Raw genomic sequence first — 13,293 nt, forward strand, 5'->3', positions numbered from 1 at the left:
GCGTCCAGCGCCTCCCAGGTCTGGCGGTAGCCGACGCAGCGCATCGAGGGCAGCGCCAGGCTCAGGTCGCCACGGGCGCGCAGCGCCTTGACCTCGTCGACCAAGCCTTTGCCCAGCATCTGCTCGAAGCGCTGCGCCAGCCGCGAATGCAGCCAGGCGCGGTCGGCAGGCTCCAGCGAGAACAGTGGCCAGTCGACACCGTCGTCGCGCGACGCAGCGTGCAGCGCGCTCAAGCGTTGGCCCGTCAGGCGGATGACCTCCAGCGCGCGCTGGATGCGCTGGCTGTCGTTGGGCGCCAGCCGGGCGCCGGTCTCGGGGTCCAGCAGCGCCAGTTCGGCGTGCATCGCGGGCCAACCGCGCTCGGCGGCCTCGGCGTCGATGGTGGCGCGCAGTTCGGCATCGGCCTGCGGCAGCGTCGACAGGCCATCGAACAGCGCCTTGAAATACAGCATCGTGCCGCCGACCAGCAAGGGCAGCTTGCCGCGCGCGGCGATGTCGGCGGCCAGCCGCCTGGCTTCGCGCACGAACTCGGCGGCCGAGTAGCTGCCCGTCGGGTCGAGGATGTCGATCAGGTGATGCGGCACCGCGGCCTGCTCGGCGGCCGTCGGCTTGGCCGTGCCGATGTCCATGCCGCGATAGACCAGCGCCGAGTCGACGCTGATGATCTCGACCGGCAGCACCTGGCAAATAGCCAGCGCCGCCGCCGTCTTGCCGCAGCCGGTCGGGCCGGCCAAACAGACAGGCCTCATCGCAGGTGTAGTGCCTTCCCAAGCGGCAGCCGTGGAACCGGCTTTGCCGGGCCACCCGCTGCGGCCCCTTGAGGAGGCCGGCGAAGCCGGTAGGGGGTGGTCAAAATTTCTCCCATGGGGACAGGTAGCGCCACTGGCCCACCGGCAGATGGCCCAGCGGAATCCGGCCGATGCGCACGCGCTTCAGGCCCACCACCTTGAGGCCAACGAGCTCGCACATGCGGCGGATCTGGCGCTTCTTGCCCTCGCGCAGCACAAAGCGCAGCTGATGCTCGTTCTGCCAGCTGACCTTGGCGGGCTTGAGCGCCTCGCCGTCCAGCTCCAGGCCGTGGTTGAGCAGTGCGAGCTTGTTGTGCGACAGCGCCTCGTTCGGCAGCACGCCTTCGGCCACTGGCTCGGTGCCCGGCAGGCCGATGAACTCGACGCGCACGAGGTATTCCTTCTCCACATCGGAGTCGTCGCCGATCAGCACGCGGGCGATGCGGCCGTCCTGCGTCAGCACGAGCAGGCCGGTGGAGTCGATGTCCAGGCGGCCGGCCGGCGCCAGGTTGCGGTGGTGGCCGGCGTTGGGTTGGATGCCGGAGGCGTCGTCCGCCCAGCGGTTCTGAGGCTGGAAGAGCACGGCCGCCGGCTCGTAGCCGTCCTCGGCCTGGCCGGACACGTAGCCGATCGGCTTGTGCAGCAACACGGTGACGAGCTGGGCCTGCTGGTTGCGGGCGGCGGGGTCGATGTCGATTTGCACGTCGGGGCCGACGCGCTGGCCCAGCACGGCGACCTTGCCGTTCACGCGCACCCAGCCGGCAGCGATCCAGTCATCGGCCTCGCGGCGCGAAGCGATCTTCAGCTCGCCCATGCGCTTGGACAGGCGTTCGCCGTCCTCCGGGGCGACTTCGCGGGCCGGGTTGCTGCGGCGCTGCGGCCGCGGTGGCTCGAAGTTGGGGCCGCGGTTGGCGACACGGCGCTGGTCGACGCGCGGCGGGCGGTCGTCACGGGGGCGGTCGGCAGGGCGCTCGTCGCGATGCTCGTTGCGGCGCACCGGTTCACCGCGTTGCGCACGTTGAGCGTGGGGCGGGCCGTCCGGGTTGAAGCCACCCGGCCTCGGGCCGGGGCGGCCCTGGCGGTCATCACGCGGCCGGTCGGAGCGGTCGTCACGGCGGAAGGGCTCGCCGCGTTGCTGCGGGCCATCCGGGTTGAAACCGCCGGGCCTCGGGCCGGGACGGCTCTGGCGTTCATCACGCGGGCGCTCTGGGTTGAAACCACCGGGTTTGGGCCCAGGTCGGCCCGGGCGATCGTCGCGCGGGCCGGCAGGCCGCGTGTTGCGTTCTTGTTTGGCCTGCTGGAAGCGCTCCTCGCGTTCGGCCCGTTCGGCCTTGGCCTTGGCGAGCGTGGTGCGTGGGTTGGCGACGCCGCGGCCGCGCACGGGCGCGCGCTTCTCGCCCTCGGCATTGCGGGTCTTGGCGGGCTTGGGTTTGCCCTTGAGGGTGATGGTGGCCATCGTTTTCTTTCAGCGTCCGCGCAGATCAACGACCGCGCAGAAATAGGGCGTCCAGCTCGCGCATGTCGAGCTGGCGCCAGGTGGGGCGGCCGTGGTTGCACTGGTCGGCACGGTCGGTGGCTTCCATGTCGCGCAGCAGGGCGTTCATCTCGTCGAGATTGAGCTGGCGGTTGGCGCGCACGGCGCCGTGGCAGGCCATGGTGGCGAGGATTTCGTGTTGGGCACGTTCGAGCACCGAGCTGGCGTCGAACTGGGCCATCTCGGCGAGCAGCTCGCGGGTCAGCGCGACGAGGTCGCTGGCGGCCAGCAGGGCAGGGCGGGAGCGCACGGCCAGCGTGCGCGTGGACAGCGGCGACACGTCGAGGCCCAGCTTGCTCAGCGTGTCGGCATGCTGCTCGGCGGCGGCCACTTCCTCGGCCGTCGCGGCGAAGCTGACCGGGATCAGCAGCGGCTGGCTCTCGATGGTCGTCGAGCCGAGCTTGGCTTTCAGGCGCTCGTAGACGACGCGCTCGTGGGCCGCGTGCATGTCGACGATGACGAGCCCTTGGCGGTTCTCGGCCAGGATGTAGACACCCTGGATCTGCGCGATGGCGCGGCCGAGCGGCCAGTCCTCTTTGGTCGACAGCGCGGGCAGGCTGATCTCGGGCTGCGCGCTCGCCTCAGGCAGCGAGGTGGGCACCACCGGCCGGGTCGGCTGCCACAGCGTCTCGTGCTGAACCAGGGACAAGCGCACCTGCTCGGCAGTGGCCGGCACCGGCGGTGTGTAGGCCTGGTAGCTCTGGCGCGGCTCGGAGACGTAGAGCGTGGCCGGCATCGTCTGCTCGAACGCCAGCGGCGCCATGGCCGACTCGACGGCGGCAGCGTCCGCGCGCGACTGGGCCAGCGCATCGATGAAGGCGCGGCGCACCGACTGGTGGATGGCGCGCCCGTCGCGGAAGCGCACCTCGATCTTGGTCGGATGCACGTTGACGTCCACCAGCTCGGGCGCGATCTCGATGAAGAGCACGTAGCTGGGCTGGCGCTGGCCGTGCAGCACGTCTTCATAGGCCGAGCGGATGGCGTGGCTGATGAGCTTGTCGCGCACGTGGCGGCCGTTGACCCAGACGTATTGCTGGTCGGCCCGCGAGCGTGCGGCCTCGGGCAGGCCGGCGCGGCCACTCAGCGCCAGCGGGCCGGCGCTGTACTCGAACGGGCGGCTCTCGGCGGCGAAGTCTTCGCCGAGCACGTCGCTGATGCGTTGCTCGCTGGACGCCGCGCGCCACTGGTCGACGAGCTTGCCCTCGTGCCAGATCGCAAAGCCCACGTCGGGCCGCGCCAGCGCGTGGCGGCGCACGGCTTCCACGCAGTGGGCCAGCTCGGTGGCGTCGGTCTTCAGGAACTTGCGGCGGGCGGGCGTGGAGAAGAACAGCTCGCGCACCTCCACGCTGGTGCCGCGCCCGCGGGCGGCGGGCTGCAGCTCGCCGCTGCGGGCGTCCAGCCGATGGGCGTGGGCGTCGGCACCGGTGCGGCTGGCGATGGCCATGTCCGACACCGACGAGATGGCCGCCAGCGCTTCGCCGCGGAAACCCATCGTCGCGACGGATTCGAGGTCGTTCAGGTTGGCGATCTTGCTGGTGGCATGGCGCTTGAGCGCCAGCGGCAACTGCGCGAACGGGATGCCGCTGCCGTCGTCTTCCACGACGATGGCCCGCACGCCGCCGGCCATCAGCTTGACCTGGATGTTGCTGGCGCCGGCATCCAGCGCGTTGTCCACCAACTCGCGCACCACCGAGGCCGGGCGCTCGACGACCTCACCGGCGGCGATCTGGCTGATCAGCTCATCGGACAGTTCGCGGATGGCGCGGGGGGCGGGGACCTCAGCGGAGGAAGGGAGCAGCGAATCCATCGCCGGGATTATCGGCGGTGGGCCGGCCGTCACGGAGCCGCCGGGATAATGCTGCGCCATGGACCTGCTGCATTACCTCCTCGACTTCATTCTGCACGTTGACCAGCACCTCGCTACCTTCGTCGCCAGCTACGGCGCCTGGGTCTACGCGCTGCTCTTCCTGATCATCTTCGTGGAGACCGGCGTCGTCGTGATGCCCTTCCTGCCCGGGGATTCGCTGCTGTTCGTCGTCGGCGCCATGTGCGGCGTGGGGCTGATGGACCTGGGGCTGTCCATGGCGCTGCTGACGGCGGCGGCCATCCTCGGCAACCAGTGCAACTACGCCATCGGCCGGCATTTCGGCCCGCGCGTCTTCCAGTGGGAGAACTCGCGCTTCTTCAACAAGGCGGCGTTCGACAAGGCCCATGCCTTCTACGAGAAGTACGGCGGCGTGACCCTCATTGCGGCGCGCTTCATGCCCTTCCTGCGTACCTTCGCGCCCTTCGTGGCCGGCGTGGCGCTCATGACCCGGCGCAAGTTCACCTTCTACGACGTGACCGGCGGTGCATTGTGGGTCTGCGGCATCACCCTCATCGGCTACGTGTTCGGCAACGTGCCCTGGGTCAAGACGAATCTGGACAAGATCATCTGGGCCATGATCCTGATCCCGGGCATCGTCATCATTGCCGGCGGCTTGAAGAGCCGCTTCAAGCGCGCGCCGAGCTGACTTTCGATCGCCCCAGTCCTCGGGTCTAGAGTCGCGCGTTCTGCGACTCAATCGGAGATCCCGATGACCCTGACTCGACTCGCCCTGGCCCTGGCGTGGATGACCTCCAGCCTGGCTTCAGTGGCGGCCCACGCGGCCGAGCCGACGCTGATGCTGCGTCAGCCCGCCGTCTCCAAGGATCACCTCGCCTTCGTCTACGCCGGTGACCTCTGGCTGGCCGACCGCAGCGGCGGCAACGCCCGCCGGCTCACCAGCCACGCGGCCAGCGAATTCGCGCCGCGCTTCTCGCCGGACGGCAGGCAGATCGCCTTTTCGGCCAGCTACGACGGCAACACCGACGTCTACGTCATCGGCCTGGACGGCGGCCAGCCTAAGCGCCTGACCTGGCACCCGAGTGCGGACGTTGTCAGCGGCTGGAGCCCGGACGGCAAGCGGGTGCTGTTCGCCTCGCCGCGCGAGGTGCTGAACAACCGCAGCAACCAGCTGTTTGAGGTCAGCCTGGACGGCGGCTACGAGAAGCAGGTCATGAAGGCCGTGGCCTATGAGGGCGCCTGGTCGGCCGACGGCAGGCAGCTGGCCTACCGGCCCTACAACGCCGCCTATGCCGGTGTCAGCGGCTGGCGCCAGAGCCGCGGCGGCTCCACACCGCCGGTATGGATCATGGACATGGCGAGCCAGAAGTGGCAGCAGATCCCGCATGTCAACGCCAGCGACCTGGGACCCGTGTGGGCAGGGGGCGAAGTCGTCTTCATCTCCGACCGCGATGGCGAGACCCAGGGCGCGGCCAATCTCTTTGCCTTCAACCCGGCGACCCAGGCGCTGCGCCAGCTGACGCGCGAGACCCAGTGGGACGTGCGCAGCGTGGACGCCATCGGCACGACGCTGGTCTACGAATCGGGCGGCCGCATCAAGCAGATCGAACTGGCCGGTGGCCCAAGCAAGGTGCTGGACATCCAGCTCGCCAGCACCTCCTCGCAGGCCCGCCCGCAGTGGAAGGACGCTGGCAAGTCCGTCACGTCGGCCCGGCTGTCGTCCACCGGCAAGCGCGTGGTGATGAGCGCGCGCGGCGAGGTGTTCACGGTGCCCGTCAAGGACGGTAGCGTGCGCAACCTGACCGAGACGGCCGGCGTGCGCGAGAAGGACGCGCTGTGGAGCGCGGACGGCAAGCAGGTCGCCTACATCTCCGACGCGCCCGGCATGCGCCATGAGCTGGTGCTGCAGTCGCAGACCGGCTTGGGCGCCAAGGAGCGCATCGCCCTGCCCAAGGAGGGTTACTTCACGCTGATGGACTGGTCGCCCGATGGCCAGCAGCTCGTGCTGCAGGACAACCATCTCAACCTTTATCGCCTCAGCCTGGCGCCGGGTGCGCAGCGGACCCGGCTCACCAAGATAGCCACCGACGTGCGCCGCTTGGGCGCCGCCGGCTACAGCACGGCCTTTTCGCCGGACAGCCGCTGGCTGGCCTACACCAGCTCGGGCGACAACTACTTCAGCCGCATCTGGCTGCACGAGATCGCCACCGGCCGCAGCCATGCCGTGACCGACGGCCTGGCGCATGCCGGCAGCCCGACCTTCTCGGCCAAGGGCGACCTGCTGTACTTCACGGCGTCCATCAACTCGGGCCCGAGCCAGGTCGGCCTGGACCTGTCCACCCAGGAGCGCCCGCGCCGCGCCGGCCTCTATGCCGTGGTGCTGGCTGCGGACGGCAAGTCGCCGCTGGCTCCCGAGGCGGGGGATGAGGACGGCAAGAAGGACGAGAAGAAGGTCGATGCCTCGAAGGACGAGCCGAAGAAGGACGACGCCAAGAAAGACGACAAAAAGGACGACAGGAAGAGCGACGCCAAGAAGGATGAAAAGAAAGACGACAAGAAGCCCGAGCCCGTCAAGCCGACCAAGGTCGACCTTGATGGCCTGGCCGACCGCGTCGTCGCACTGCCGGTGGCCGAGCGCAATTACGAAAGCCTGGCCGTGGCTTACGACGGCGCGCTGTTCTATCTGCAGCGCCCCCAGCCCGGCGCGAGCAATGAGCCGCCGCAGGCTGACCGCAAGGCCACGGCCGAGCTGTGGCGCTTCGACTTCGAGGACCGCAAGGCCAAGATGCTGCGCACCGGCATCGCCGAGTTCTCGCTGAGCGAAGACCACAAGAAGCTGCTGCTGACGATGGCCGGCGGCAAGCTGGAAGTGGGTGAGGCCAACGACAAGGCCGAGAGCAAGGCGCTGGACCTTGCCGGCCTGCGCGGCCGCATCGACCCACGCGCCGAGTGGAAGCAGATCTTCGACGAGGCCTGGTGGATGGAGAAGGAGTTCTTCTACGACCCCGGCATGCACGGCCTGGACTGGCAGGCCGTCTACGACCGCTACCTGCCGCAGCTGGCCCACGTGCAGCGCCGCGAGGACCTCAACGACCTGATCGTGCAGATGATCGGCGAGCTGCAGGTCGGCCACAACCGCGCCGGTGGTGGCGATGTGCACCAGGAGACGCCCGTCGCCGTGGGCCTGCTGGGCGCGGATTTCAGCGTCGAGCAGGGCCGCTACCGCATCGCCAGGCTCTACCCGGGTGACCGCCTCAACCCCAACCTGCGCGCGCCGCTGAGCGTGGCCGGCCTGGCCGTGAAGGAGGGTGATTTCATCCTGGCCATCGGTGGCCATGAGCTCGACGGCAAGACCAACATCTACTCGATGCTGGAGAACACCGTCGGCAAGCAGGTGGTGCTGACCATCGCGCACGACGCGGCGGGAAAGAACCGCCGCGACATCACGGTCGAGCCCATCGCCAACGAGAGCCTGCTGCGCCGCTGGGCGTGGATAGACGGGAACCGCAGGAAGGTGCTGGACAAGAGCGGTGGCCGCGTTGCCTACGTCTACATGCCCGACACGGCGGGCCAGGGCTTCGAGCACTTCAATCGCATGTTCTTTGGGCAGATCGACAAGCAGGCGCTGATCGTGGACGACCGCCGCAACGGCGGCGGCCAGGCGGCCAACTACGTGACCGAGCTGCTGTCCCGGCCGTATTTGGGCAGCTGGAAGGACCGTGACGGCCTCGTTTTCGACACGCCCGGCGGCGCCATCTACGGCCCCAAGGCCATGCTGGTGGACCAGGACGCCGGCTCGGGCGGCGACTTCATGCCCTACGCCTTCAAACGCGTGGGCCTGGGGCCGCTGATCGGCAAGCGCACCTGGGGCGGCCTGATCGGCATCTCGTTCAACCCGCCGCTGATCGACGGCGGCGTCCTGACCGTGCCCTTCTTCCGCTTCTACACGCCGGAAGGCGAATGGCGCATCGAGAACGAGGGCGTGGCGCCGGACATCGACGTCGAACTCGACCCCGCCGCCGTCAATCGTGGCGAGGACACGCAGCTCGATGCGGCGATTGCCGACGTGCTGAAGCGGCTGGAGGGGTGGAAGCCCATCCAGCGCAAGGCGGCGCCGGCTGCGGCGACGCTGGGCCGTTGATGAAAGCCTGGGCGGCGCTGTCTCTGCGGGGCCGCCTGTTCCTGCTCGCGCTGCTGCCGCTGCTGGCCTCGCTGGCACTCATCGCGCTGGCCGTGCGTCAGCAGGAAAGCGAGCTGGCCGCGCGTGAGCATGCGCTCGTGCGCACCAGCTACATGGACGCGCGCCGCACCGAGCTCAAGCACTACGTCGACCTGGCCGTCAGCACCGTCAAGCCGCTGCTGGGCCAGCCTGGTGGACCGGAGAAGGCGCTGGCCATCCTGTCGTCGCTGGACTACGGCCCCGACGGCTATTTCTTTGTCTACACGCTCGATGGCCGCGTGCTGATGCATTCGCGCCAGCCCGAGCTGACCGGGCAGAACCTGTGGGCCCTGCGCGACCCACAGGGCCGGCCCACCATCCAGCAGCTCATCAATCAGGCCAAGGCCGGCGGCGGCTACGTGGAGTACCTGTGGCGCAAGCCGTCGAGCAGCCTGCTGGCGCCCAAGCTCGGCTATGTCGTCGCCGTGCCGGAATGGGGCTGGATGCTGGGCACGGGGCTGTATCTCGACGGCATCGAGGCGACCATGACCGAGCTGGACCGTGGCGCGCGCCGGAACATCACGGCGACCATGCTGTGGGTAAGCGCGGTGGCCGTCTTCGGCGTGGCCCTCATCAGCGCCGGTGCGTTGGCGCTCAACCTCAGCGAGCACCGCAGCGCCGAGGCCAAGCTGCGCGCGTTGGCCCGCGAGGTCGTACAGAGCCAGGAGGACGAACGCGCCCGCCTGGCCCGTGAGTTGCACGACGGCGTCAGCCAGGCGCTGGTGGCCACCAAGCTGCTGATCGAGTCGGCCCAGCACGAGCCGGCCAGTGCCGAGCGGTTGCAGGCGCTGGCGCTGAAACGGCTGAACAGCACGCTGGCCGAGGTGCGCCACCTGTCCCACGCGCTGCGCCCCGCGCTGCTGGACACGCTGGGCCTGCCGGCCGCGCTGCAACACCTGGCGGGCGAGTTCGACGCAGCCGGTGGCACGCACTTCTCGGCGGTCGTCGAAGGCGAAGAAGTCGGTCTGCCCGAGGCCGTCAACACGGCGCTGTTCCGCATCGCCCAGGAAGCGCTGAACAACGCCGCCCGCCATGCGCATGCCACGGCTGTGACGGTGACGCTGCGCTTCGAGCGCAACGGCGGCCTGGCGCTGGAGGTGGCGGACAACGGCCAGGGCTTTGACGCCGACGCCGCCGAGGCCGTGGCCGACCGCGGCCTAGGCCTGCGCAGCATGCGCGAGCGGGCCGACGCGCTGGGCGCGCGGCTGGGCCTGACGACGTCGCCTGGCATTGGCGCGCGGCTTGCCGTCAAACTCTCGGCTGCTGACCTTGCCCGCGCTTCCGCATGACCTCATCGCCCATCCGCATCCTGCTCGTCGACGACCACCCGATGGTTCGCGAAGGCTTGGTTGCGCGGCTGGCCGCCGTCTCGCGCTTCGAGGTCGTCGGCGAGGCTGGCAACCGCCTCGAGGCGCTGGCGCAGCTGGCGCGCACGGCGCCCGATGTCGTGCTGATGGACGTGGGCCTCAAGGACGTCAATGGCATCGCACTGGTTGCCGAGATGCTGACCGCCCAACCGAGCGTCAAGCTGCTAATGTTCAGCATGTATGACAACCCCGAATACGTTCAGCGTGCGCTGCAGGCCGGCGCGCGAGGCTATGTGCTGAAGGACGCGCCGGCGACCGAGATCGTCTCGGCCATCGACGCGGTAGCGGCGGGCGGCACCTTCTTGAGCGCCGCGGTGTCGGGCCGGCTCTTTCGTGGCCAGGCGCCCAAGCCGGTGCTGACGCCACGCGAGAGCGAGATCCTCGCCAAGCTGGGGCAGGGCGCTTCGAGCAAGCAGATCGCGCGCGAGCTGGATCTGTCCGTCCGCACCGTCGAAGCCCATCGGCAGAGCATCAAGCGCAAGCTGGATCTGGAGGGGCAGGCGGAGTTGATTCGGTATGCGGTGGAGCATGGGCGCGAGCGCTGAGATCAGGAAGTCGTTACGCCATGCCTGAAATCAAGAATCGCACGATGTTGATCGCCATCCAGGCGGTCGCCGCGCACATCCGGGCGATGCGCGAGGAACTCGCCGACGGGGATGTCGACCCCGAGGACTATGTGCTGCTCGAACAGGCCATGGACGCTGCGGAGGATCTTGAGCGTGCCTACGACGTCGAGGCCAAAACCGTCCTGAACCTGCCGCCCTACGATGAATTGGTGGCGGGATGATCGCGAGGCGCAGCGCCGTGCCGATGTGCAAAACTGGCCTCTGCGTGACGGTCAAGGCGCTTGTCGTCAGCGTAGTGCTGTCGGCCGGTGCCAGCCAGGCCCAGGTCTACAAGTGGACCGACGCCAGTGGCCGCGTGCACTATGGCGACAAGAAGAACACCGCCGGTGCCAAGTCTGAGGAACTGAAGATCAAGCTGCCGCCGGCACAGGCACCGGCTGTCGCAGCATCCTCATCGTCGATAGAGAAGATGCCGCCCCCGCAATGGCCGGAGGCGTTTCGCCAGCCGGCTCAGGCAGCGCCACCGCAGCCGCCGAGGTCGGTGTCGGGCGGCAAGGAAGACGGCAGCGATGCCTCACGCTGCGCGCTGGCCCGCGACGTGCTCAATGGCACGCTGAGGCATGGCAACGGCGCCAAGATTGATCAGTACGACCGAGATGTGGCTGGCGCGGATGTCAAACGGTTCTGCCGTTAGGTGGCCTGCGTGAAGCGCCGCCCGACCCACATGCATCGACGTACAGGCACGCGGTGCCTGATCCGCATCGCCTTGCGCGAGTGGGATCGCGACCGTGGCTGGGCCGCCATCCATGCGCTGCGGATGCGTGGCTCACCCAAGATGCTGGTGCTTGCCCGGACTTTGGCGGGCAGCCGGAATTGCCGGCGCCGCGCGCTGGGCTTGCTCATCGCGTCGCAGTTGCGAGAGCGTCGGCGTGATGCACAGAACGGCAGCGTCGAATTTGCGCTGGAAGAGACGCAGCAACTGCTGCTGGCCGGCCTTCACGATCCGCACGCGGCGGTGTTGAGCGCAGCCATCTCGGGGCTGGGCCACCGGCCGCATCCCGCAGCGCGGGACGAGCTCGTGCAGCAGGCCGGGCACCGCAGCGCATCCATCCGGTTGGATGTGGCCGTCGCCTTGGGCAACTACGGCGAACCGCCTGCCGTCGACGCGCTGCTCAAGCTGGCGCGCGACCCTGACGACGACGTGCGGGACTGGGCCACATTTGCCCTGGGTTCTCTGCACGACATCGACACGCCGGAAGTGCGGCAGTGCCTGTGGGAGAACCTGCAAGATACGGACGCCGACGTCCGTGGTGAAGCCATCGTCGGGCTGGCCGAGCGGCGCGACCCGAGAGCGGTCGACCATCTGCTGGCCCACCTCGGCGACAACCACTGCGACTCGCTGCACTTGAACGCGGCCTTGAAGCTCGTCGAGCCGAAACTTCTGCCTGCGTTGCAGGCCCTGCTGGCCAGCCCGCAAGCTGACTCGACCAGCGACGGCTGCGGGTTGAGCGCGCTGCGCGAGGCCCTCAAAGCCAGCGCGAGCGCGCCTTCCAGCGCCTGACCTCAGCGGCCGCGAGTCGGACCGTAGTCGTCGCGCCGGTTGTCACGGCGGTCATCCCTGCGGTCATGGCTGTCATGGCTGTCATGCCCCCACCGGCGGTCATCGCGGTGGTCCCAGCGGCGGTCGCGGTAGGACGTTTCGTACACCACCCTCGGCGCCGGTGCGTAGTAGACCTCGCGCTCGACATACCTCGGCCGCGGGGCGTATTGATAGACCGGCGCTGGGGCGTAGTAGACCGGTGCCGGCTGGTAGTAGACCGGCGCCTGTTCCACGTATCGCCCGCCGTCGGACACGACGACGCCGGCCGCCGGCAGATTGATGCCGATGGACCAGTGCGTGCCGGCCTGCGCGGCAGTGGCGCCGAGCAGGGCGGCGCCGGCAACAAGGGTGGCAATCGTGCGACGAAGCATGGTGAACCTCCTGGCAAGCCGAACAGCCGGCTTGTGATGCTGTGAACAACGCCAGCGTGGCCTCATCGTTGACGGACCGCCGCGCCGATTCGTAAGGGACCGTGACACGGGTTCACCCTTAGGTATTGCCGCGCGCCCGCTGCGCGTGGCTTGACCGATGCCTCCTGGTGCGGGTTTGCCGAGACTTGCACCACGGTCGCGCCCCGTGTCGAGGTGTGCACCGCAACGGAGACAAACCTCATGCAAAACCTGCGCCGCCACCTCCCGTGGGCGGGCGTTGCCATCCTTGGCGCCGCATCCCTCGCAATCGTGGCCTTGAGCCGTGGCGAGACGATCAGCGCACTGTGGGTCGTGGCCGCCGCCTTGTGCACCTATCTCATCGCCTACCGCTACTACAGCCTGTTCATCGCCACCCAGGTGCTCGGGCTGGACGCCAAGCGGCAGACGCCGGCCTGGAAGTACAACGATGGGCTGGACTACGTGCCCACCAACAAGCACGTGCTCTTCGGTCACCACTTCGCCGCGATTGCCGGCGCCGGCCCGCTCGTCGGCCCCGTGCTCGCGGCGCAGATGGGCTATCTGCCCGGGCTGCTATGGATACTTGCCGGCGTCGTCTTTGCCGGCGCGGTACAGGACTTCATCGTGCTGTTCATCTCCACGCGCCGTGACGGCCGCTCGCTGGGCGATCTCGTCAAGCAGGAGATGGGCACCGTGCCCGGCCTGATCGCGCTGTTCGGCGCTTTCATGATCATGATCATCATCCTCGCGGTGCTGGCGCTGATCGTCGTCAAGGCGCTGGCCGACTCGCCATGGGGCCTGTTCACGGTGGCGGCGACGATTCCGGTCGCGCTGTTCATGGGCGTCTACCTGCGCTTCATCCGGCCAGGCAAGGTCACCGAAGTCTCAATCATCGGCTTTGTCCTGCTGATGGCCGCAATCCTCGGCGGCGGAGTCATCGCCGAGACCGACTGGGGTGTGGCGCTGTTCTCGCTCGAGCGCACGACGATCGCGATCGGCATCATC

Annotated in this window: 12 protein-coding genes; 8 read left to right on the forward strand and 4 right to left on the reverse strand. The window is 68.7% G+C overall.

Translation table 11 applies throughout. The features are described from left to right. The 3 genes from miaA to mutL form a co-directional block, all read right to left on the reverse strand. On the reverse strand, positions 1 to 749 hold a 749-nt coding region (gene miaA, locus ABIS05_RS27210; RefSeq protein ID WP_348010113.1), incomplete at its 3' end, for a tRNA (adenosine(37)-N6)-dimethylallyltransferase MiaA. A gap of 100 nt (positions 750 to 849) precedes the next feature. Then, complete coding sequence (locus tag ABIS05_RS27215; RefSeq protein WP_348010114.1) at positions 850 to 2,244, reverse strand: pseudouridine synthase; 1,395 nt, start codon at positions 2,242 to 2,244, stop codon at positions 850 to 852. Between the two features lie 25 nt (positions 2,245 to 2,269). Continuing rightward, the gene (mutL, locus tag ABIS05_RS27220; RefSeq protein WP_348010115.1) at positions 2,270 to 4,129 is read right to left on the reverse strand and encodes a DNA mismatch repair endonuclease MutL; all 1,860 of its coding nucleotides are present in this window, start codon (positions 4,127 to 4,129) and stop codon (positions 2,270 to 2,272) included. 58 nt (positions 4,130 to 4,187) lie between these two features. Between mutL and ABIS05_RS27225 the strand changes: the two genes are divergently transcribed. The 7 genes from ABIS05_RS27225 (at position 4,188) to ABIS05_RS27255 (ending at position 11,860) form a co-directional block, all read left to right on the forward strand. Continuing rightward, the gene (locus ABIS05_RS27225) at positions 4,188 to 4,835 is read left to right on the forward strand and encodes a DedA family protein (protein ID WP_348010116.1); all 648 of its coding nucleotides are present in this window, start codon (positions 4,188 to 4,190) and stop codon (positions 4,833 to 4,835) included. 63 nt (positions 4,836 to 4,898) lie between these two features. Further along, positions 4,899 to 8,288 carry a PDZ domain-containing protein gene (locus ABIS05_RS27230; protein ID WP_348010117.1) on the forward strand — a complete coding sequence of 1,130 codons (3,390 nt, stop codon included), beginning with the start codon at positions 4,899 to 4,901 and terminating at the stop codon, positions 8,286 to 8,288. Continuing rightward, positions 8,288 to 9,655, forward strand: coding sequence for a cache domain-containing protein (locus tag ABIS05_RS27235; protein ID WP_348010118.1), 1,368 nt, complete (start codon positions 8,288 to 8,290; stop codon positions 9,653 to 9,655). Before ABIS05_RS27230 ends, ABIS05_RS27235 begins: the two co-directional genes overlap by 1 nt. Then, positions 9,652 to 10,278 carry a response regulator transcription factor gene (locus ABIS05_RS27240; RefSeq protein WP_348010119.1) on the forward strand — a complete coding sequence of 209 codons (627 nt, stop codon included), beginning with the start codon at positions 9,652 to 9,654 and terminating at the stop codon, positions 10,276 to 10,278. The genes ABIS05_RS27235 and ABIS05_RS27240 overlap by 4 nt, the downstream gene beginning before the upstream one ends. A 20-nt stretch (positions 10,279 to 10,298) precedes the next feature. Beyond that, positions 10,299 to 10,520: a hypothetical protein gene (locus ABIS05_RS27245; RefSeq protein WP_348010120.1), complete on the forward strand. Its 222-nt coding sequence runs from the start codon at positions 10,299 to 10,301 to the stop codon at positions 10,518 to 10,520. Further along, the gene (locus ABIS05_RS27250) at positions 10,517 to 10,993 is read left to right on the forward strand and encodes a DUF4124 domain-containing protein (RefSeq protein WP_348010121.1); all 477 of its coding nucleotides are present in this window, start codon (positions 10,517 to 10,519) and stop codon (positions 10,991 to 10,993) included. The genes ABIS05_RS27245 and ABIS05_RS27250 overlap by 4 nt, the downstream gene beginning before the upstream one ends. Positions 10,994 to 11,023: 30 nt before the next feature. Continuing rightward, positions 11,024 to 11,860 (forward strand): HEAT repeat domain-containing protein, encoded by an 837-nt coding sequence (locus tag ABIS05_RS27255; protein ID WP_348010122.1) that lies wholly within the window; start codon positions 11,024 to 11,026, stop codon positions 11,858 to 11,860. A 2-nt stretch (positions 11,861 to 11,862) separates the two neighbouring features. On the opposite strand, the gene ABIS05_RS27260 is transcribed toward ABIS05_RS27255, so the two are convergent. Then, positions 11,863 to 12,270, reverse strand: coding sequence for a hypothetical protein (locus tag ABIS05_RS27260; protein ID WP_348010123.1), 408 nt, complete (start codon positions 12,268 to 12,270; stop codon positions 11,863 to 11,865). Positions 12,271 to 12,510: 240 nt separating this feature from the next. On the opposite strand from ABIS05_RS27260, the gene ABIS05_RS27265 reads away from it, so the two are divergent. Then, a partial coding sequence (locus tag ABIS05_RS27265; protein WP_348010124.1) for a carbon starvation CstA family protein occupies positions 12,511 to 13,293 on the forward strand: 783 nt, incomplete at its 3' end.

The organism is Roseateles sp. (assembly GCF_039929605.1).
Classification (GTDB): domain Bacteria; phylum Pseudomonadota; class Gammaproteobacteria; order Burkholderiales; family Burkholderiaceae_C; genus Pelomonas.

Bases quoted from the DNA above. Each gene is read 5' to 3' on its own strand.
- ABIS05_RS27260 (WP_348010123.1), bottom strand. From the start codon at position 12,270: ATGCTTCGTCGCACGATTGCCACCCTTGTTGCCGGCGCCGCCCTGCTC.
- ABIS05_RS27245 (WP_348010120.1), top strand. From the start codon at position 10,299: ATGCCTGAAATCAAGAATCGCACGATGTTGATCGCCATCCAGGCGGTC.
- ABIS05_RS27215 (WP_348010114.1), bottom strand. From the start codon at position 2,244: ATGGCCACCATCACCCTCAAGGGCAAACCCAAGCCCGCCAAGACCCGC.
- ABIS05_RS27240 (WP_348010119.1), top strand. From the start codon at position 9,652: ATGACCTCATCGCCCATCCGCATCCTGCTCGTCGACGACCACCCGATG.
- ABIS05_RS27255 (WP_348010122.1), top strand. From the start codon at position 11,024: ATGCATCGACGTACAGGCACGCGGTGCCTGATCCGCATCGCCTTGCGC.
- ABIS05_RS27235 (WP_348010118.1), top strand. From the start codon at position 8,288: ATGAAAGCCTGGGCGGCGCTGTCTCTGCGGGGCCGCCTGTTCCTGCTC.
- ABIS05_RS27230 (WP_348010117.1), top strand. From the start codon at position 4,899: ATGACCCTGACTCGACTCGCCCTGGCCCTGGCGTGGATGACCTCCAGC.
- mutL (WP_348010115.1), bottom strand. From the start codon at position 4,129: ATGGATTCGCTGCTCCCTTCCTCCGCTGAGGTCCCCGCCCCCCGCGCC.
- ABIS05_RS27225 (WP_348010116.1), top strand. From the start codon at position 4,188: ATGGACCTGCTGCATTACCTCCTCGACTTCATTCTGCACGTTGACCAG.
- ABIS05_RS27250 (WP_348010121.1), top strand. From the start codon at position 10,517: ATGATCGCGAGGCGCAGCGCCGTGCCGATGTGCAAAACTGGCCTCTGC.